The 18,283-nt window shown below is 46.9% G+C and carries 33 protein-coding genes; 9 read left to right on the top strand and 24 right to left on the bottom strand.

The window, feature by feature from the left end:
- Nucleotides 1-79 precede the first annotated feature (79 nt).
- From ACZ2XM_RS02765 to ACZ2XM_RS02710, 12 genes are all read right to left on the bottom strand, one after another.
- Nucleotides 80-235, bottom strand: a complete 156-nt coding sequence (locus ACZ2XM_RS02765) for a hypothetical protein (RefSeq protein ID WP_490588356.1) — start codon at nt 233-235, stop codon at nt 80-82.
- Nucleotides 236-292: 57 nt separating this feature from the next.
- Nucleotides 293-451, bottom strand: coding sequence for a hypothetical protein (locus tag ACZ2XM_RS02760; RefSeq protein WP_490588357.1), 159 nt, complete (start codon nt 449-451; stop codon nt 293-295).
- Between the two features lie 8 nt (nt 452-459).
- Nucleotides 460-654: a hypothetical protein gene (locus ACZ2XM_RS02755; RefSeq protein ID WP_490588358.1), complete on the bottom strand. Its 195-nt coding sequence runs from the start codon at nt 652-654 to the stop codon at nt 460-462.
- Complete coding sequence (locus ACZ2XM_RS02750) at nt 651-899, bottom strand: hypothetical protein (protein WP_490588359.1); 249 nt, start codon at nt 897-899, stop codon at nt 651-653. Before ACZ2XM_RS02750 ends, ACZ2XM_RS02755 begins: the two co-directional genes overlap by 4 nt.
- 125 nt (nt 900-1,024) lie before the next feature.
- The gene (locus ACZ2XM_RS02745) at nt 1,025-3,307 is read right to left on the bottom strand and encodes a portal protein (protein ID WP_490588360.1); all 2,283 of its coding nucleotides are present in this window, start codon (nt 3,305-3,307) and stop codon (nt 1,025-1,027) included.
- A gap of 11 nt (nt 3,308-3,318) precedes the next feature.
- The gene (locus ACZ2XM_RS02740; RefSeq protein ID WP_490588361.1) at nt 3,319-4,935 is read right to left on the bottom strand and encodes a terminase; all 1,617 of its coding nucleotides are present in this window, start codon (nt 4,933-4,935) and stop codon (nt 3,319-3,321) included.
- Nucleotides 4,928-5,638, bottom strand: coding sequence for a hypothetical protein (locus ACZ2XM_RS02735; protein WP_490588362.1), 711 nt, complete (start codon nt 5,636-5,638; stop codon nt 4,928-4,930). Before ACZ2XM_RS02735 ends, ACZ2XM_RS02740 begins: the two co-directional genes overlap by 8 nt.
- Before the next feature lie 210 nt (nt 5,639-5,848).
- Entirely contained in the window at nt 5,849-6,298 is a 450-nt protein-coding gene (locus ACZ2XM_RS02730) for a hypothetical protein (protein WP_490588363.1), read from the bottom strand.
- Between the two features lie 126 nt (nt 6,299-6,424).
- Nucleotides 6,425-6,901: a hypothetical protein gene (locus ACZ2XM_RS02725; protein WP_490588364.1), complete on the bottom strand. Its 477-nt coding sequence runs from the start codon at nt 6,899-6,901 to the stop codon at nt 6,425-6,427.
- A gap of 100 nt (nt 6,902-7,001) precedes the next feature.
- Nucleotides 7,002-7,265 carry a hypothetical protein gene (locus ACZ2XM_RS02720; RefSeq protein ID WP_490588365.1) on the bottom strand — a complete coding sequence of 88 codons (264 nt, stop codon included), beginning with the start codon at nt 7,263-7,265 and terminating at the stop codon, nt 7,002-7,004.
- On the bottom strand, nt 7,265-8,086 hold the full coding sequence (locus tag ACZ2XM_RS02715) for a deoxynucleotide monophosphate kinase family protein (RefSeq protein ID WP_490588366.1): 822 nt from the start codon (nt 8,084-8,086) through the stop codon (nt 7,265-7,267). Before ACZ2XM_RS02715 ends, ACZ2XM_RS02720 begins: the two co-directional genes overlap by 1 nt.
- A gap of 3 nt (nt 8,087-8,089) precedes the next feature.
- Nucleotides 8,090-8,518 carry a hypothetical protein gene (locus ACZ2XM_RS02710; protein WP_490588367.1) on the bottom strand — a complete coding sequence of 143 codons (429 nt, stop codon included), beginning with the start codon at nt 8,516-8,518 and terminating at the stop codon, nt 8,090-8,092.
- A 65-nt stretch (nt 8,519-8,583) separates the two neighbouring features.
- On the opposite strand from ACZ2XM_RS02710, the gene ACZ2XM_RS02705 reads away from it, so the two are divergent.
- Entirely contained in the window at nt 8,584-8,808 is a 225-nt protein-coding gene (locus ACZ2XM_RS02705; protein ID WP_490588368.1) for a hypothetical protein, read from the top strand.
- 327 nt (nt 8,809-9,135) lie between these two features.
- Here the strand turns inward: ACZ2XM_RS02705 and ACZ2XM_RS02700 are convergent, their stop codons facing one another.
- Genes ACZ2XM_RS02700 through ACZ2XM_RS02650 form a run of 11 tightly spaced genes read right to left on the bottom strand, consistent with a single transcriptional unit; the run spans nt 9,136 to nt 13,816 of the window.
- Entirely contained in the window at nt 9,136-9,396 is a 261-nt protein-coding gene (locus ACZ2XM_RS02700; RefSeq protein WP_490588369.1) for a hypothetical protein, read from the bottom strand.
- Entirely contained in the window at nt 9,393-9,836 is a 444-nt protein-coding gene (locus ACZ2XM_RS02695; protein WP_490588370.1) for a hypothetical protein, read from the bottom strand. Before ACZ2XM_RS02695 ends, ACZ2XM_RS02700 begins: the two co-directional genes overlap by 4 nt.
- Nucleotides 9,833-10,354 carry a hypothetical protein gene (locus ACZ2XM_RS02690; RefSeq protein ID WP_490588371.1) on the bottom strand — a complete coding sequence of 174 codons (522 nt, stop codon included), beginning with the start codon at nt 10,352-10,354 and terminating at the stop codon, nt 9,833-9,835. The genes ACZ2XM_RS02695 and ACZ2XM_RS02690 overlap by 4 nt, the downstream gene beginning before the upstream one ends.
- 37 nt (nt 10,355-10,391) lie before the next feature.
- Nucleotides 10,392-11,288, bottom strand: coding sequence for a phage replication initiator YdaU family protein (locus ACZ2XM_RS02685; protein ID WP_490588372.1), 897 nt, complete (start codon nt 11,286-11,288; stop codon nt 10,392-10,394).
- Complete coding sequence (locus ACZ2XM_RS02680; protein ID WP_490588373.1) at nt 11,288-11,965, bottom strand: Rha family transcriptional regulator; 678 nt, start codon at nt 11,963-11,965, stop codon at nt 11,288-11,290. Before ACZ2XM_RS02680 ends, ACZ2XM_RS02685 begins: the two co-directional genes overlap by 1 nt.
- A gap of 50 nt (nt 11,966-12,015) precedes the next feature.
- On the bottom strand, nt 12,016-12,543 hold the full coding sequence (locus ACZ2XM_RS02675; RefSeq protein ID WP_490588374.1) for a hypothetical protein: 528 nt from the start codon (nt 12,541-12,543) through the stop codon (nt 12,016-12,018).
- Nucleotides 12,515-12,727 (bottom strand): hypothetical protein, encoded by a 213-nt coding sequence (locus ACZ2XM_RS02670; protein ID WP_490588375.1) that lies wholly within the window; start codon nt 12,725-12,727, stop codon nt 12,515-12,517. Before ACZ2XM_RS02670 ends, ACZ2XM_RS02675 begins: the two co-directional genes overlap by 29 nt.
- A 1-nt stretch (nt 12,728) precedes the next feature.
- Nucleotides 12,729-13,058, bottom strand: a complete 330-nt coding sequence (locus ACZ2XM_RS02665) for a hypothetical protein (RefSeq protein WP_490588376.1) — start codon at nt 13,056-13,058, stop codon at nt 12,729-12,731.
- Between the two features lie 28 nt (nt 13,059-13,086).
- Nucleotides 13,087-13,296: a ribbon-helix-helix domain-containing protein gene (locus tag ACZ2XM_RS02660; protein ID WP_490588377.1), complete on the bottom strand. Its 210-nt coding sequence runs from the start codon at nt 13,294-13,296 to the stop codon at nt 13,087-13,089.
- Nucleotides 13,297-13,340: 44 nt separating this feature from the next.
- Nucleotides 13,341-13,565, bottom strand: a complete 225-nt coding sequence (locus ACZ2XM_RS02655) for a hypothetical protein (RefSeq protein ID WP_490588378.1) — start codon at nt 13,563-13,565, stop codon at nt 13,341-13,343.
- A 2-nt stretch (nt 13,566-13,567) separates the two neighbouring features.
- Nucleotides 13,568-13,816 (bottom strand): transcriptional regulator, encoded by a 249-nt coding sequence (locus tag ACZ2XM_RS02650; RefSeq protein WP_490588379.1) that lies wholly within the window; start codon nt 13,814-13,816, stop codon nt 13,568-13,570.
- A gap of 139 nt (nt 13,817-13,955) precedes the next feature.
- Between ACZ2XM_RS02650 and ACZ2XM_RS02645 the strand changes: the two genes are divergently transcribed.
- Genes ACZ2XM_RS02645 through ACZ2XM_RS02635 form a run of 3 tightly spaced genes read left to right on the top strand, consistent with a single transcriptional unit; the run spans nt 13,956 to nt 15,210 of the window.
- Entirely contained in the window at nt 13,956-14,642 is a 687-nt protein-coding gene (locus tag ACZ2XM_RS02645) for an XRE family transcriptional regulator (RefSeq protein ID WP_490588380.1), read from the top strand.
- 4 nt (nt 14,643-14,646) lie between these two features.
- Complete coding sequence (locus ACZ2XM_RS02640) at nt 14,647-14,847, top strand: hypothetical protein (protein WP_490588381.1); 201 nt, start codon at nt 14,647-14,649, stop codon at nt 14,845-14,847.
- A gap of 45 nt (nt 14,848-14,892) precedes the next feature.
- Complete coding sequence (locus ACZ2XM_RS02635) at nt 14,893-15,210, top strand: hypothetical protein (protein ID WP_490588382.1); 318 nt, start codon at nt 14,893-14,895, stop codon at nt 15,208-15,210.
- On the opposite strand, the gene ACZ2XM_RS02630 is transcribed toward ACZ2XM_RS02635, so the two are convergent.
- On the bottom strand, nt 15,207-15,806 hold the full coding sequence (locus ACZ2XM_RS02630) for a hypothetical protein (RefSeq protein ID WP_490588383.1): 600 nt from the start codon (nt 15,804-15,806) through the stop codon (nt 15,207-15,209). The two genes, ACZ2XM_RS02635 and ACZ2XM_RS02630, sit on opposite strands and share 4 nt — an antisense overlap.
- Nucleotides 15,807-16,112: 306 nt before the next feature.
- On the opposite strand from ACZ2XM_RS02630, the gene ACZ2XM_RS02625 reads away from it, so the two are divergent.
- From ACZ2XM_RS02625 to ACZ2XM_RS02605, 5 genes are all read left to right on the top strand, one after another.
- Nucleotides 16,113-16,259, top strand: coding sequence for a hypothetical protein (locus ACZ2XM_RS02625; RefSeq protein ID WP_490588384.1), 147 nt, complete (start codon nt 16,113-16,115; stop codon nt 16,257-16,259).
- A gap of 87 nt (nt 16,260-16,346) precedes the next feature.
- Nucleotides 16,347-16,712 (top strand): hypothetical protein, encoded by a 366-nt coding sequence (locus ACZ2XM_RS02620; RefSeq protein WP_490588385.1) that lies wholly within the window; start codon nt 16,347-16,349, stop codon nt 16,710-16,712.
- 76 nt (nt 16,713-16,788) lie between these two features.
- Nucleotides 16,789-17,316 carry a hypothetical protein gene (locus ACZ2XM_RS02615; protein ID WP_490588386.1) on the top strand — a complete coding sequence of 176 codons (528 nt, stop codon included), beginning with the start codon at nt 16,789-16,791 and terminating at the stop codon, nt 17,314-17,316.
- Nucleotides 17,313-17,645, top strand: coding sequence for a hypothetical protein (locus ACZ2XM_RS02610; protein WP_490588387.1), 333 nt, complete (start codon nt 17,313-17,315; stop codon nt 17,643-17,645). The genes ACZ2XM_RS02615 and ACZ2XM_RS02610 overlap by 4 nt, the downstream gene beginning before the upstream one ends.
- Nucleotides 17,642-18,283, top strand: a complete 642-nt coding sequence (locus ACZ2XM_RS02605) for a hypothetical protein (RefSeq protein WP_490588388.1) — start codon at nt 17,642-17,644, stop codon at nt 18,281-18,283. The genes ACZ2XM_RS02610 and ACZ2XM_RS02605 overlap by 4 nt, the downstream gene beginning before the upstream one ends.

Genomic DNA, 18,283 nt, shown 5'->3' with positions numbered 1-18,283 from the left:
ACAGGGGTGTGGGATATTGCAGACGTAAAAAAACCACCTCGAAGGGTGGTTTGGTTTTAAAGAGTTAATATTACAAGTATTATTCGTCAGCTTTCTTTTCATTAGTATAGTTTAGGATAGCGCTAGTGATTTTCTCTGCGTCTTTTATAAGAAGGTCTGTTTTAGGATAAGTGTACTTATCAGAAATTAGATTCACTACTTCCTGCATCAACGTCTGCTCTGTTGTTAAACTCATAGGTACTGCCTCTTTGGTTGGTTAAGTAGTCAAGATGTCTTATCAGTAAAACACTTGTTAGTTGGAAGGGCTTTCAATCCTTTTATTCAGTCTATCAATTTCCAGCTTTAATTCATGTATTTCTTTTTTATTACTTTTAATATCCGCCTGCGCTTGTCGCATGGCAACTTTCAACCAGTGGACACTGTCATCTAAATTCGCTTTAAAGATATCCATCCCATCCCTCACATCTCATGTCGTGGCAGCACATCATAATCCCCAAGCATTGAATCAATAGCATCTCGAACGTCTTGCAGCCTGTTGCGAGGAATATGCACACATTCGTCATCATCCATGTCAGTAAGATAAACATCGCCACCTCTAATAACTATTTCTAGCTCGCCATTAAACTCGCCCATGTGCAATTTCTTGGTAATCATTCATAGCCATCCTTGTTCTGTCCAGCCGTCATTCCAGTCAGCGCTCGGGCAAGCTCCATGAATAGGCTGTTATGCTCAGCAGGACTCAATCCCATAAACCTATCGGCTGCCTTTTTAAAGTTTTCCTCAAAGCGCTCTTGCTGCTCAGTCTTTGGTCTGCCGACAATACTTGGTGGCGCGATAGTCTGCGTTGGTGGCTTTGACACGTACTTAACTTTAGGTTTTGGCTTGTGCTTCCTAGCCATCACTCCCTCCTGGCATCTTGCCTTAGTCGTAGAAATGCCAGCCCCATAACTATCAGCATGGCCGGAATCCAGATCAGTATTAATAACTCTATCACTATAAGCATAATTCAGTCCTCATTCTACCACTACGTTGGCAGATTATCCTCAATAGTTGGCGTCTCAATACCCTGCATTGGTGAGCCGCCATCCTGCGGTACCGGTGGGAACATCGGGCTAGTGTTCTTCTGCACATCAACCTCGGGCGCAGGCAACTCGCCTTGCTGTGCTACTGGCATCTCAGCAGTTGGGTAGTTGGGGTCAACACCGCCGGGGTTCGGCAATTGATACCCTGCGCTCATCATAATCTCATCAGCAATTGGCGCTATCTGCGGCATCTGTGCAATCTGAGCGCCGCCTTGCATAGCACTGTATGCGGCTTGGACGCCGATACTGACAGACTCAGCATCAATCTTCTTAATCTCACTCTCAGACTTGCGCTCTTTAAGCTCAAGCTCGCGAGCCTTAAGCTCAGTGTGCGCTTTGAGTAGTGCTTCTTGCGCAGCCTTCTGCTTCTCTTCTTCCAGCTGCTCAGGCGTAATCTGCTGCTGCATATTGCGAATATCCTCAATAAAGTTTTCTTTGTGAGGGATGTCCATAAGTGCAATCATGTACGGCATAGCAGCCACTTGCATATCTTGCGGTAGAGACTTGACGGCTTCGCTGAATGCATTCAACTGCTGGCCACGATAGCTGTTCGTGCTCGGCACGTCTTCCAAGGCGACCATGAGTCGTGTCTTCTGCACATCGTTAGATAGATAGACTTGTCCGGTTTCAGGGTCACGCTCAGGCGCATTGATGACCACGGTTCTATCCTCGGTCACAGCATCGCCGGTGATAACCACGGTCTGCGGCTCGCTACCCAAGTCCTCGATAATCATTGCTAACAATAACTCACCAACGTTCTTACGTGCTTCGCGGAAATTGTCCATCATGTCAGCCAAGCTTTGGTTGCTTTGCTCAACCTGCAGCTGCTCTTGATAGCCAGACTGAGCATTACCTTGACCGCCTTGAAAGCTCGGAGTAATACCAGAGGTGCGGTTAATCGACTCTCTATTGTCACGTAGCATCTGATAGTGCTGATCAGTGAGCGTGTAGTCACGTATGATTTCAAACCGTGCGCCCTGCTCTTTCATGTGCTTGGCATCTAGCACGATATCAGCATCGGGTCTTGCAGCTTGACGACGCAGCTGAGCATCAGTCATTGCAACTGCGCCCTTGGTGCGCTCAATACGTGTGACTGACATTCCCCAGCGCAGCTTGGAATTGCCGCTATTCAAGCTGTCCTGCGCATACTTCATGTCACGCACATAGCCGTAAGGGATGCCGGTTGCATCCTCACGAAAGCCCCAGAATGGCACGTACGGGAAGTGATTGTGTGAGTAAGGCGATTCGCTATCGCTTAATAAGTGAGGGCCCAACCAGTACGAGCGGCGCATACGAGTGACCGTAGCTAGAATAGGCTTGGTCATGCCAGCAGCCACAGCCATCACGTGATTGTGATTGCTCTCGTCATACTCAACGACGCGACCGTCAGGCGTCTTGATGACCGGCACTGACTCCCAGCGTCTATACCATAACTCAAACAAGCACAGCTCTTTACTCGTAGGATTGTACCAACGCTCCTCTTGCAGCGTATTACTACGACCTTCGCCCCAAGCGTTATGCAATGATGTGCTAGAGCCGCCATCGAAGTTGGGCATCGTGTACCAGTCAGTACCATATCTACCCAGGCTATTGATAAGCTCCTTGTGCTCAGGAAACGCTAGAGCGATACGCTCAGGCCGCAGCCACTTAGCACGTCTCAACCATCTAGCATCCGATAAGTCAGCTTCGGTTGCAGTCATGTCCCAGTGGATTTCGTTACGATGAATCTTGCGGCAGCGATAAGGATATTTAAACGGGTCCGTCTCACGTGACACTTCAACCCATCCAAGACCACACTTAATTTGCGTCTCGAACGCATCACTGCAAGCTTTGTCAGCTTTAGAGTTGCGCTCAGCTTGGTTAATCTTATAGTTAAGTGCATCAGCCACGTCTTGACCGCCGACCTCACCATTGGGCGTCACTCGCCAGTCTGTTCGCACAGTTGCCTCATAACCTTGAATGGCTCTCAATGCAGGACCAATCAGGTTTTCAACCGCAGGCGGCAGACCTAACTCACGCTGCTTTTTTAATAGCTCGCCATCTAACTGATTGCCGTCAGCATAATCCATCTCACTGTCAGCTATGCGACGCCAAGCCGGTTGCTGCTCGACCTCCTGCAATATCTCTTGATACTCAATGAGACTTATTGTCTGATCACTAGACAGCGTGTCTGTTACCGCATCTGTCACGACACCCGCTATCGAATCTGTTGCCACATTAATCATTATCCAATCCTCTACATTACGCGCCAGTCATCGGCATCGTGCTCTTCATAGGTGTGTGTTTTATCTGACCGCTCTAGCAAGCCAGCCTCTTTTGCTTGTGCGTGTTGTCTTAATGCGTCAGCGCCCTCTGAGCAGCCGTTAGCCTTGTTTGGTAAGTTGATATAGCGATTGTCGGCTTTGCTAAATCGCTTCTTATAGTTCTCTATGCGCTTGATACCAAGCTGACAGTTTGTCTCATCAAAGTAGTAGGACTTCATTGCGGCCCTTGTCTGCTGAATACCGGTCATGAGCTCAGAGATAAGCGGCACGACTTCGAACGTCTCACCTGGCATTAGGTCCTCTAACATCTCACGAGTTGATTTGTTGGTATCAGATAGACGCTTATGATCAGCGTCATGCGGTAGATAGTGGCGACCAAAAATATAGCCGTAGCTGCGTAGCTCAGCGACATAGTGCTTAAGCGTCTCGTTGTGCGCTTCGTAGTAACGAATCCAGCGGTCTTGGCCATTCAAGTGCTGTAAGAACCAGATAGCACAGCCATCCTTATTACCAATATCCCAGAATGTATCTACTGGCACGTCGAGCTCATCTATCTGACAGATGCCGCCACGCTTACGCAGAGCCAGCATATCTTTAGCGTAGTAGTTGCCCTCAGTGGACACTTGGAACGGTTCATCAGGGAACGATGGGTACTCTTGCCACATGCGCTCTTCAGCGCCCACGAAGTCACTGTTTTTGATAGCCACGTACCAAGCACGCTGGTCAGCATCGAGTTTCATATCGATGCCCATGTCACGCTTGGCAATGACCTCGACCTCATCAAAATACTTATGCTCTTCGTCAGTCACATCGACCGTGCGCGAGTTGACACGGTAATTCTCTTCTTGCCACCAAGCATAAAAATGCAGTCTGTAATCTTTGCTCGATAGCTTCTTGCGTGAGTAAAAGTGTTTTTGCGCGGCTTGGGTGAGACGGAAGAAATCGCCTTCGCGACCTTCGGCTGTAGATTCAATGACCAATATCCCGCTCGCCGGCACGGCAGGAATCGAGCCAGTCATGACCTCAGTGGCTTTCTCGGGGAACTTCGCGCAGATTTTACCGAACTCAGATATGTGCAGACGGTGAATGGTGCCAGAGCGCATAGACGTTGCGACACGTATTGATGAGTTGTTGTGAGCAAACAGCAGCTCGATAGCGCTATCACGAGCTAAGGGAAAGCGCTCGCGTATCTCTGTGGGTAAGTTGTCGTAGGCAAACTTTACTTTATCGCGGAAGATAACCTCAGCGGCATTCTTGTCTTGAGCAATGATGCCGCAGCGCTGGTCAGCGTTAAACAGTGCATGATCAAGCCACATGACAGCGATGAGCGTAGTAAAACCAAGCTGACGGGCTTTCAAGATGATATTGCGGTGCCACAGCCTATCGACAAACTTCTTTTGCGCGGCGTTGGGCTTGAACGGCACGACATAGCTTTCAGCTTCGACGCCTTCCTCGTCATCGCCTTTAATCATAATCTTATACAGACAGCCACTAAAAACCCGCCAGTACGGGTCAGCTAAGCATCTTGCGAGCTCAGCTGCATCGGTAGGCAGTGGGTTTAGGTCTGTATTGTGGATTATGTCAGTCATCAACATCGCTCTTTACGCCAAGCGTGTTGCTGGGTGCGTCATCGTCCTTATAATCAGGGTCCGACTTGACCACGCCAAAGGCATTGCCGTTTGCATTGGCAATGCTGTGCAGCAGTGACGTGAGTGCATCGACTGGAGAATTGTCTTTATCATCTAAGCCGTGAGCCTGGCGCTCTAAGTTAACCAGCTTGACCATAGTGTCTGCGAGCTTTTGCATGTTAGCGACTTGAGCCGACAAGCCAGTAGCACGCTTGAACGCATCAATAGCACTAAAGTCACCTTCCTCTATATCACCATCATTGACTAGCGCTGTTAGCAATTGACCTAAGCCTGCCTGACCGTCTGCACCAATCATTGCTTCCAAGTCACCGAGCAGTGTCATCGCCGCCATTCTTGAGCGATGAATGTCTTTGCGGTGGCTAAGACGCACCGATGCCATGAGCTGTGCGTTTTCATCGACTGTCTCGTTCTCAGCCTTATCTATCTTGCGCGCAGCACTGCGGATAGCATCTTGATTGACAAGCTCGTCTGCACGTAGCTTAATTCGTGTTTGCAGGTCACGGGTCCAGCCGTTCTTTTTTGCGCGTGCGCGAATCGTAGACTCTTTTGCGTCATGATCTGCGCCAATTTGCACAATAGTCTTCACGCCAGCACGATACTCTAGCTCGATTTTTTCCCAATCTGGTTTCTTTTTGCTCGACATAACTCACTCCAAACGCTTGCTATTCGTGAGTTTAACCATGTGAGCTTGTGATATGCGAACCTTACAGCAGGGTTTGCGGTGCGGATTGCGTTTTTGCGATTGAGATTCTGCGAAACGCAGCTTTATTCGCAATCAATCGCAGCATTTACGCATTTTTGACAATAAAAAAGACGCATATTTGCGTCTTAGTGTTGGATTGGTGCGTTTATTTTACTGCTCAGCAATCATACTCCGCGTCTCTCGCATCTCACGCCGCATATCCTTAAGCTCCAAGTCCATCTTAGCCGCAGTCACAGCAGCATGGTGCCCAATCTCAATGCTTGAATACTGCATCGCATCAGCCATCATTAGACTGCCGAGTATGCGACTCTCCTTGGGAGTTAGCGTCAGCACATCATCACCAACGTCCAACTTGACCGTGCCACACGGCAAAACTATCTTACTGATAACTCGTGCCGGTGGATGCTTAGCAGTCGGCACATAAACCCCACGCTGAACACGGTGAATCACACCGTCATTGACCAGTGACGACAGATTGTCATCAATGATAGTCTGCTTTAAATCAAGCACGTCAGATAGCGTCTCACGCGTAACGACCTGCTCCTGATTATGTAGATCAATAATCGCATCTAAAATAATTTCTTTATTCGTCATACGCATACACTACCCACCCTCAAATGTTATAATCAGTATGCGTATTACATTGCCGTGTCATTCGCCCAGCACCTCTCGCCTGCCAGCATGGGTGCTTTTTTACGTCTATAGATTTCGCTTAGCGGCGCACGCCTAATCCCATTCCTTCATCCCCGCTGCATCAATCAATTCTTTAAGCCATGGATTCTTGTCTGACTTGCACTTGGCAAACACCATCGCCCCGCCAGCACCATTTATCTCGACCGAGTACATGCCATATGGCAGTGCCTGCCCGTTATGCAGTCTGCTAACAGAGCTCACATTACGGACATTCAGCACACCGCATGCACCATCAATCGTGTACATGCGCACAAAGTTGCGCCTGGTATCTAGTGGCAGCTTCTTACCCGAGCCATCAAACCCAGAGACAACCCCAAAGAACAAGGAGACTAACAACACCACCAAAAGCATAGGAGGAAGGAATCCAGTCTTTACGCTCTCTGGCGCTAGCAGAATAATGATTTGCCCAATACTAATGATTGAAAAAGCCACTGCTAGCAGCATAAACATCATAAACCCTGCAAGCAGCCCACTCGAAAATCTATCAAAATCAAAACTAAGTTTTTTCATAATCATCTCCAAAAACACCAAAACACAAAGGCCATAAAAACTAAAAAAGAAACATACTTGACTAGCTCAATCTCGCTTGGACTCATAAACCTTACTCCCATTAATTGCATTTATTGTTAGAAGGCTCGTGATACTCAATACCCGTCAGCCACGCTATTGGCTCAGCCAGAACAGTGTGTTTGGACAGGGTGAGCAGCAGAACAATTACGCCGACAGTTGATGTAACAAGTCCCATTAAGGTCAGTAGGAGTATTTTTTTCGACTCAATACTGCCTTCTGTCCATATTTGCACCTGATTTGCCGCAAAGCTGAACCCTACATAAGTCATAGATACTGCACAGAGATAAGTGATAACAGCATCCATCAAACCCACCCCTCGCCAGCAATCTTGGACAGCAGCTCATTGCCGTCCACTTGCGCATACAGCCACTCTAAACCCCTAGAATTATCAATAACGATATCTCCGGCCTCAAACCCCACCGGATTCTCCGATTTATGCCCCGAATTGATACCGCCACGCCCCGTTAGATGGATTAATATGCCATTACTGCGCACAAGCTCCGCCTCGTTCTCAAATCGCACATCAGGCACGATTAGCGACTTGCCAGCATTCACGCGAGCGAACACCTTTACCCAAAAATCTTTATCAATTAAGTCACGGCCCCACTCAGTCCCCAGTGTCTGCATCATACGGCGCGGTGTAACGCCAAAATAATCATCCATCTTGTCTTTGGCATCGTCGCTACAATCCACGCCAATCACTCTGAGCATCGCTTTCATCGGATCGGCGAATGACGACCGACCCCAGTTATCACCTAGATTATTCAGCAGATAATCAGCAAGCGTGTCCTTGCCAACACGAGCGGGGCCTGCAATGCCGATTAGGTGCATTGGCTCAGATATAAACTCAGCTGGTTGTTTTTTTAAACGCTCGGCGTAAGGATTAAACACCTTGAACACACTGGCTCGCAATCTCTCTTGCAACGAGGTGCCATCACCTAGCACGGCAATAGATTTACTCTCATTGTCTGCATGCCCGTAGTCAAAACCAACCACCAGCGACTCAGTATCAACCTGCATCAACTGCTTCATACGATTACAGCTAAAGCAGATTCGATTGCCTACCACTGCCGCTGTTAACGCTTCTTGCCCAAATAATTTGTGGCCACACTTTGTACAATCCATCCCCTAACCCCTTCCATACACGATAGTAGCCGCATCACGGCTGTGCTCGTTAGTCCGTCCCTGCCAGCCAGTAATGCGCTTAAAATCAACCGCATTCTTTTTGGCCCCATTACCCATAGGCTTTATAAACAAAACATCTTCATAGCCATTTTCTTTACACCAGTCCTGCCAGATAGCGGCATCACGCTTGACACTACCAGCGCCTTGGCGTCTTGCTTCGCTCTGCTTAGTGGCTTTGCCCTTGAATCCAACCCACAGCCTGGCATCCTCAATAAACAATCTTGTCTCGCCAGCAGGGTAAGCTTTGACCGCCTCCATTGCCTGAGTGATTGTCATACACTCTACGCGCTGCAATGCACCATCTGACCAGACCGCAAAGCCTGTGTTCGTGCCAGTATCGATACCGATTTTGTACTTAGGTTTTTTCTTCATATCGTATAAACCCCACTCTGCACTGTTGCTAAATTCAAATTACTGCGGCCATCTAGGCTATTGCCTTGCATATCCCACTTGCGACTCGACACATACCGCTAACCATCAACCTCGACATAGAGACACGAGTAGTAACCCCACGTCTTGTTTTTCGTCATGCTGATGCAGCGGGTGCCGTCAGTCGTGTAGGCGATGTTTTTGGTAAAGCGGGTCATGCTGACCCATCCCTGTCGATTGCGCTATTTATCCAGTCGCTAATATCAAGCCATTCGGGTGCTGCGTCAGCGTAATAAAATGCCGTTTCGATATCAGAAACCCATGACCTGTGGTTCGGACTCAAATGCTTTTTTTCGCACTCAAATAGCCAAACCCTGCCCTTTGCATCCATCACCGCGCTTTTGACATCAGGATGCGCGTCTTTAAATACCTTTTGAGTTAAGCTCATGCTCTCACCACCGGCTGCCATTGGCTGGCCATGGAGGGACAGTTAAACCTGCCCGCGCAAAACGCACAGCAGCCTACTTGCTGCATGCTGACCCTATGTACGTATAACTCATAGGTCTTCTTGCATCTCGGGCACTCAAGCCTCGGTCTATAACCCGCCATTATTTCGTTCATCACGCCCTCACCCTATCAATTGCGCTGTTCTGCCAGTCGCTAGCATCAAACCGAGTCCAGCTAAAACCAATCCTCTGGCACTTGCCGAAAAAATCACCATCCATTGGGGCCATCCACTCTTCATCCTCAATGCTTAGCAACTCAGCCTTAACTGCGAACCAAAACCCTTTGCCATCTTTATCTACTGCTGCGCTTACCGCCCATGGCGGGCAGTCAATAAAACTAAATACCGCCTGGCCTAAACGATCTAATTTATTCATGCTCTCACCACCGTCTGCCCTTTGCTTGGATGAATCAAAGCCAATTGTTCCGGCTCCAAATCCTTAATCATGCTGTCGTAGATAATGCCAATGGTCTCTACGATTGACTCCAAGCCGTTCTTGAGATTGTAATCACCGGTATAAACTAGGCTGTTGTTGCCTTCGCCGATTAACGGCAAATGCAGCGTTATCTTGTATCGGCGCTCTTCTTTCAAAATCTGATGACTGTCGATAGCCCAGTCTTCTGTAAATCTCGTACCTGCCAGCAACTCATCAAACTCAGCATTACTGCGCAGTGGTATCAGCATGTAGCCCTTAAACACTGGTATTAGCGGCTCTTTTTCAGGCTCCGCTTCTCCTAAATAGATTTTTCGCTGTAGCTGGTCCCGTCTTTGCTGCTCGCGTTTCTTTTGGGCTGCGGTTTTGGGTTTACGGCTCATGCCATGCTCCCTTTTTTCACAAACTGACTGAGGAAGTTATCAATCTCATCAGACTTAGGGCTGTCTGGCTTAACTGGGTTGTGGCTATACTCGATCTGATGCGACTCTGGTACCACAAACGTTGCGCCGTTTTTATGTTCACTAACCACTTGCTGATAAACTTTGCTGAAATACTTCATGAACCCGTAGTCAGCGTTAGCCAGTTTTCCCCATCCAATTCTTGTTGCTGTCTCGTAGATTGTCCCGTGTACCCAGTCCCGCTCTACCTGCCCCTTCATTCCGCAATTTCTGCAGGCTATGTCAAAAGCCTCTTGGTTATCTGGGTATTCTGACTGTCCGGCTATGCGGCCTAGTGCAAGGAAGTCGGCTGGGGCTGTTGGTGGCCATGACAAGCTCAGTGACTTGCGTTTGGCTGCTGAAAACTCCTGTGGGGTCATGCCTAAATCATTGAGCGCTATGTGCCAGACAATCACCGTATCGGTACCCCAGTCCTCATCCTTCATTTTTGCTCTAAACAATCTCTTCCATCCTGCAAACAGGCTTGCTAGCTCACGCTTAGAAACAATGGTCTGCTGCTGGGAATTCGTCTGGGAATCGCTCTGCCAGCTCTCTAGCGAGGTTTTCTTCGTAGGCATCTGCGCCTGACTGCTTAACTGATTGCTTACCGTTGTTGCTAGACTGCTGATTGTTTTCATAACGGGTTCCCTGATAAGTTGTTTGCTGTGGGCTTGGCTGTGCGTTGATATACCAATCAGCCTTAAACCCTTTCCAGTCTCTTGCTATCCATTCGGTGATGATCGAGTCAAGTGAGTGCCCGGTAGCTGACTGAGCTTTGCCAAGCGCGTTGAAAATTGTTGTCCATGCCGTTTGAGTGTTCGACGTCTTTTTTGATTTCCTGTGACTGAGTAAATCACTCCAAATTTGCTCAGAGACAGATTCAGGTTTTTTCGGTTGGTAAGATTTAGGAGAGTCGGTTTTCTCATTTGCTTTTTTATAGTTTTCTTTAAAAGGTTTTCTTTTGTTTTCTTTATTACGTCCCAAATTTTGGGAGCTAACTAGGTCAGATTTTGGGAATCGAATGGTCAAATTTTGGGATGCTAAATTTTGGGATGCTAAATTTTGACCATGTTTTTTAGCATCGAAAGCAGCGATATTTTCATAATTTAAGCTGTAAATAGTCGTCGTTCTCTGCTGTTTTTTCTGATTTAGAAAACCAAATTTCACCAGTTCGGCAACCGCTTTTGAAACAGTATTCTTGCTTAAATTGCAGTTATCTTGAAGAAAAGTGTTTGATAGCCCGCTATCATCATTTCCATAACCCTCTATCATTCTTACCATACGAATCAACACGCCAAACGCAGCGGGAGATAAAAACGGCTGAGCGTCAAATATCTTGTTATCAACCTGCGTATAGCCTGTCTCTTTCATTGCCTGCCTCTTATTAGTTTGCATTACGCCACTCCTTCGCTAGCCAGCATCTCAATCACCCAGGCTTCACCCTTGAGACTAAATAAGGCTTGTGAATGGCCCATATCTGTCTGTTTCATCTCTCCAAGCCCTTTGTCGATAAACCACTGCTTGAATGCTCTGCCACGCTTATGAGCCTTGTTGTAGACATCCAGTTCGCCTAGCACTCGGTTAAGCTTTACTGCTGACAATCCTATCTTTTGGCCAACTTGCGTTGCGGTAAGCAAGGTGCCGCGATTAACTATTTTGTCGTAGTGATCAATCTTTGGCTTGGCTATTGCTAGCTGCTCTTGTGCTATGCGCTTGGCTTCAAACTCGTCTGCAAATGCCCTTGCTGCTGCAACTGGGTCGAAGAAGTTGGGAAGAGTGGCTGCTGCTTGCTGCTCTAGCTCCTGCCAGCGGTCAATGACAGCCGCCATAAATTCAGGTGACAGCCTGGCAACAATCACAAGGCTGTCCCGTTTGTCTGATAGATACTCAACATACTGCTGACCGTTTTGAGCGTGGACGTAGTTCTGGGGTCTACTATTTTCTAGGAGACCCCTTTTTTCTAAATCTCTGATGACTAGCAGTGTATTGTCATGGCGCTTCTTGCAAAGCGCGGCCATTTCACGGCTGCTCATAGTCTTGACATTGTTGTCTTGCAATATTGGTAAGTTCATAGTAATATCTCGCTTGTTGATTCTCGTTGGGTTGACACTTGACCGACTGTTTACGCAGTCGGTTTTTTTGTGCCCGTTGATTCTTCGATTAACGTATAAGAGGCTGGTTCACCTTTCTTGCGGTGAGTCTCAATCTTGTAACCCCTTGCTCTTAGCATCCCAATCACGTTTGAAAAGTAGTACTTCGCCATGCCGGTCTCTAAATAGCTGAGCATGGGAGTTGATTTGAGCAGTGCTAAAATTTCCTTTTCTCGAATCTCTAAAACAGTTGGCTTTGACTCAATTTCTTTCGGCTTAACCGTCTTAGGTTCAGTTGGCGCCGGAGCAATGTAAGGTCTGGTTAATTGTCTGGTGACAGGCTTGCTAACTACCTTGTGCCACTCTTTGGTTCTAATCACATCGTCAGGCTTATAGTGACGGCCTTCTAAAATGTCTCTGACCACCTGCTGATTATTGATACCTCTAAAAATACTATGACTAATCACCAGGTCATCTCTACTTGCACCAACCTTTGCTAGCGCCGCATCCATCTTTAGAGCGATTGGATGTTCAATCTTTTTTGCGTACATTGGCTGCACTGCGCCCTCCTACTCTCTTACCGTTAAAATAACTGCCGCCCATATTCATAACTTCTGACCGGTCAGGATTGTTCTTGTACCACTCTGCGATTGCTTCCTCCGGCGTCTGCTCACTCTTACGTGAGTAAGCTGGTGGTCTTGATACAAAGTGGCGCTCAGGTGCCATTGATCTCGTTCTCTGCATATCAACCTCGGCTGCCAATTTGAATAAGCGTCAAGATGATGATCAGGATTGGTACAAACATCATTGATGCGAATAACAGGCTTGCTTTGAACTTCGTGATTCGTTCAATCTCATCCGCCCAAGCTTGCTCTTGAGCTAACTTGCTGTGTGCTTTGCGCTCATTCTCAGCAATACGTGCCTTGCGCTCATTGATGCGATTTAACAACTCAATATGCTTCATGCCAGCGCTTACCGCCTCCGCGCTACCCATGGGCTCGGCGCTATCTCTCATGGCTGCGTGACAGCAAATACCCTCAATGCTGTTCGGACAGTCGTTACACTTTTGATTCATGGTTTTGATTCCATTCTTTGCAGCAAGATTACTTGCCATCTTTTCGTACTACGTTTTGAAGACCAAGGCTCTGGCGTAGTTTTGCGCCGCCTGTCATAGCCCCCATTCCCTTGTTAATTTGCTCGGTGATTAAATACTTAATTGCTTCTTCTCGACTGCCGTAACCAAACTCTTCGACAATCAGATCAAGCTTTTCTATGTAATCGTCACCGAGGTCGTTTTCTGTAAATTCAGACATAAACGCCATCCCTATTACGTTTAAAAAATTAAAACGTAATCTGTTTAGATGACGTCCATATCGATATCATGAGACTCATGACGCTGCTTGGAGCTGCGCATCGCATTTAAGCGAGCATCGATAGCCTCTTCACAGAGCTCTCGGACCATCTCGCTAAATTTGGAGCCCTGCCAATTGGCAGCAGCTGCAATAAATTGCTCTTGATACGAATCAAATCGTATCGACTTGGGCTCTTTGACCAGTTTGCGGTCTTGGTGATGATTGGCCATGGTTATGCTTCCTCTTCTTCTTGTTGGTTGATTTGTGCTAACTCGGGACATAACTCTTCCGCTTTGATAGCACCATTGGTCACAGCCTCTGCCCTTATGGCTTTTATGCCGCTTACGCCGTGGGCGCAGTTCAACCAGCCACTGACAGTGCCTTGTTTGACATTCAGGGCTTTTGCGGTCGCCACCTGACTGCCAAAGTGTTTAATTAAACGAGCAACAGGCTCGAAAGTTTGCTTTGTCTGTAGGTTCATAGTTATTCACCTCTATTGGTTGAATAATAATAAAGGTTTACCTTTATTTAGTCAATAGATTATACCGGAACACCTGTTTGAATAATTATAGGTGCGCCTATAAAATACAGGTCTGCAATTAGGTTAAATGGAGCTTGTTATGGAACTTAAAGATAGGTTAAAAAAAGCTCGTAAATATGCTGGACTCACCCAGAAAGAGATTGAAAGTAAGATTGATGGCCTTAAGCAGTCTAGTTACAGTGAGCTAGAAAGAGGTGAGAGCAAGAGTTCGACCAAATTAATAGAACTGGCCACGCTTTTTAAGGTAAACCCTATTTGGCTTGCTACTGGCGATGGTGAAATGCTGACTGAGCCACAGAAGAGGCTGGCGCAAATATTGGAGGCGGGGACGGTGTCCGTTGATGATGGTGATGAAGAGATGATATCTATACCTATATACGATGTTTACTTTTGCTGCGGTGACGGTAATGGTTCTTGTGAGTTCGAAGACATTAAAGGCTATAGGAAGTTGCCGCCATCCTTCTTTAAGAATAGAAATATACAGCCAGAAAACTTTAAGCTTATCTGCGCCATTAATGACAGCAACCACCCTTATATAAAGGATGGCGATGAAGTGGGGATAGTGGTTACTGATCGCGAGATTAAAGATGGCGAGTATTATGCAATCTTGCTGGACGGAGATCGCATGATTAAGCAGATTTTTCGCGAAGCTGGCGGCGCCTACAGGTTGAGTAGCTTTAACAAAGCATACCCAGACAAGGTTGTTACTCCAGAGCATGGTGAGAGCTTAATTATTGCAGGCAGACAAGTTTACAGGGCGGGATAAAACAATGATAGACAACAGCGTACTACCAATTAACCAGCTTATAGCTAAGCTTAATGCGGCTGCGGAGAAAGGCGAGCCGCTAGAGCTCTCTGTAGAAGAAGTTAAGTTGGCCGCCAAGGAGTTTGGTGGTTTAGTGATGATTCCAGTCTATACGATGGATAATTTCCCGATAGATAAGTACAAACGAAGTAAAGATGAAGATTAGCGTACCCGCCAGCACGCTTGAGACTGGCTGACAAGGAGAGTAATAGTGAGTAATAATTACGAAGTAATTAAACAGGCGATTATTAATAAATCGTCAATGTCGCTGACATACAAGGATTGCCACCGCGAAGTAAGCCCTCACGTCATTGGTACAAATAAAGGCGGAAAACGAGCTTTGTTTTATCAGTTTGGTGGTGAGAGCAATTCTGAGGTAATTTACCCAAACTCAACATCAAACTGGCGCTGTATGATTGTCGATGAAATAACGAATTTAAAGGTTACGGATAAAGCTTGGCAGACGGCGGAAAACAATGTTAATCCGCCGAATTGTGTAGATACGGTCGACGTAAAAGCAAAATACTAGTAATTAAAAACAACAGGTTTAGCAACCCAGCCGTTTTTCTCAGCTGCCTGATTCCACTCGCGCCACATTTCCAAAATATCTTCTTGGGGTAAGGTATCACCCCAAGAACCCACAGTTGCCATTAAGTCGCTCTGCGCTCCAAACATAGCAAGCGTTTTAGCGATTTCATTAATAATTTCAAGCTGGACTTTAGGCACTGTAACGTCAAAAGAGGAGTCGACTCCAGCGCCAGAAGTGTGTACTCCGCTATTGCCCTTACCAATACAGCCACCCAATCTTGCTTGTTTTCGTGCGGCGCGTTCATCCATGTCTGCCTTTTCTTCTGCAAGAACATGATTCATGATTCGCTGACACTCTTCATCCGGATCTTGAACCTTGGCATCTTCTGCTAGATAAAAAGGACATCCTTGAATCTTTACTCTGGTGCCTTTGGGGATAAGCACTTCTTTTTCATCTTGATACCGCTTCTTACCAATGATGAAAGCCGTCAACTCTTCAGCGGCGTGTGCAATGTCGCTGGGTGTTTTAATGTCTGACTGCGTATTGGATAGCAGTAAGTGGACAATCTCACGTCTAATTTCGATTTCAGATAGCATAAATCTCACCTTTAACAATTAATTTCACAATACTTTACCACCAAGCCGCCCTAATGGGCGGTTTTTTTTGCGTTCAAATAAAGGCATACAAATAATTTACAATAGAATTGCCGTTATTTACCGTTATTTAACTTGACAGCTAATATCGGCATACCTATAATTGGACACATAGCAACAACGAGCGACGGATGACTAGCTCGTCAACTACTTAAAGCAATGAATCGAAGTTAATAAATTGATGACGACTATAAAAATCGCCATCAATTTATTAACCAACGGTCTATGACCACAACTGAGGATAGAAGCATGGAGTTTGAATTTACAGTATTTCTTGATGACGGCGAAGAAATCACAACTACCGAATGGGTTCATGACGTTGATGAGCGCATGGAGGATTTGCGCGAACAATACGGCGAAGATTGTCACGCTGTTAGAGCAAAACCTATCGACTAACAGATAGCTAGTAAGTCATAGCTGTTTTAATCGACGGCTTTGGTGAAGTGACTGATTAATTAATTTATCAATGAAGGGAATGAAATCATGAAAGAAGAAATGTTTCAGGCAATCGCACTAGCGAAAATTGAAGGCAAGACGATGAGCAAGCGCGAGCAGTTTGCTATCGCAGCTCTACAAGGCTTGCTATCTGATTCAACTGTCCGCGCTACACCGGAAATACTGGTAGAAGTCGCTGTCGAATACGCCGATTTATTGGCCGTTGAGCTTAACGATGACGCCGAAGCGGCAGAAGAAGCTGAAGAAGCTGAAGAAGAAGAGTCTGACACAGCGCAAGAGTTCGAAGAGGAAGATGACTGCGACTGCCCAGTGTGTGAGGCTCGCCGCGAAGGTCGAGGTGGTCCAAGTATGTTAGAGATCCTCGACCGCATACTCAAAAAAGCAAATCAGTAAATTTTAGACAAAAAAAGACCCCTCGCCGAGTGGAATCAATGAGGGGTCTTACTTAAAACTTATCAAGGAGCTAATCATGCCACAACTTTTACAAATAATCCAGCGCGGTGATCGCGAAAACCCAACTATCGCTAAGTTTGGCGCTAGTGAGTTGCTGATGGTCCACGCAGACGGCAACGCTGATATATGCGATGCCACTACTCACGCTGTTATCCGTCCACTGGGTTGGGACGGCGTAAAGAATATGGGCTACTCCCCTGCCAAGCTGATGAACGGCGAGCGAGTTAACCAGCTGTTAGATACGCTAACCGAGCCCAAGCGGGACATGATGGACAGGGTCAGAACAGCTATCGGCGGCTTTGCATTCACTGCAGTGTTAGGCGCTGCTCTTATTTTTGCAGGTAACGTGACTGGCTGCACAGCTGCAGTCGGCAAGCAGTTTGATAAAGACATTGCGACTTCCACAGTCTATCCACGGATGAACAATGAGGAGCTTTTAAGCCAAGAAGATGAGCGCTTAAAAGAGTTTAGACGCCAGACGATGCACGCTAACAAGGTGCTCGCCAGCGCTCGACGCAGTGGTCCAGTAGGAGGTGCGCTGTGATTAAGCTGCCGATGAATCCAGTCAATCTATCAGACCGTGAGTTGATAGATTTAATCGTTAATAGTGCCAGCAATGACGACCCGTTTGTTGCTGAGCTGGCTAAGCGCTTAGAAGACAACCTGCCTTGTGAGCAGGACTGCACTTGTGATAACTGCATGATGTTTTGGCAAATAGATCATTTGGATGACAAGCTTAACCGCCTTGAGTGTGGCTATCAGTCTGTTGATCCTAAGTTTATCGAGTATCTAGTGGGCCTGGCTGAATCCGCCGTGGTTAATATCGCCGCCCTATTTGGTGTTGAGCTAAATGAGAAGGGAGAGATGTTATGAAAGCCGTAGTCAATCCCATGTCAATCATAAAGCGTAACGGCAAAGTAGCTGCTCAGCTCACACTGACCACGCATGACGGCGTAGCTACTTACTACGCTTGTCAGATGCTTAATCAGAAGTCTATCAATACCAAGCTCATCTATCGGCATATGGCCGGTGGCTGGCAGTTAATCGAGAGCATTGACCCTGATGTTGCCGAGATTCTAAGCGCTGCCCTAGCGACTTTGAGTTATGAGCTATCAGGTGTCTGCAACAAGCGTGACGAAGACGCCAAGGGTGAGTTTTATAGAATCTGGCCTGACGCTTATATCACCTGCTCAGGCGGTCTTGAAACGGTTAAGTTTAAGCTAGGGTTTAGCCTAGTGGTAGCAGCCCTGCAAGACGATGGCTCTTATAAGTACCAGCGCAAGTCGATTGCTGACCTTAGCGCTGACTATGAAGAGTTTGTGCCGAGCGAGTCTCAGTTGGCTCGAATAGAGCAAAAGGTCATGAAGGTGGCTAGAAATGTAGATGCCAGACTTCAAAAATGGGAGGACGAGAAGCCAATCGGGTTCAAGTCCAAGGCTGATATGGCCAACTACAAGCACAGCACTGGGCAATACGCTCAGAGCCATCGCCAATATACGCGCAGACGTTAG

The organism is Psychrobacter sp. CoH-33_TS_01 (genome assembly GCF_058189395.1).
The sequence above is the reverse complement of the archived record's forward strand: the minus strand, read 5'-3'. Positions and strand labels throughout refer to the sequence as shown.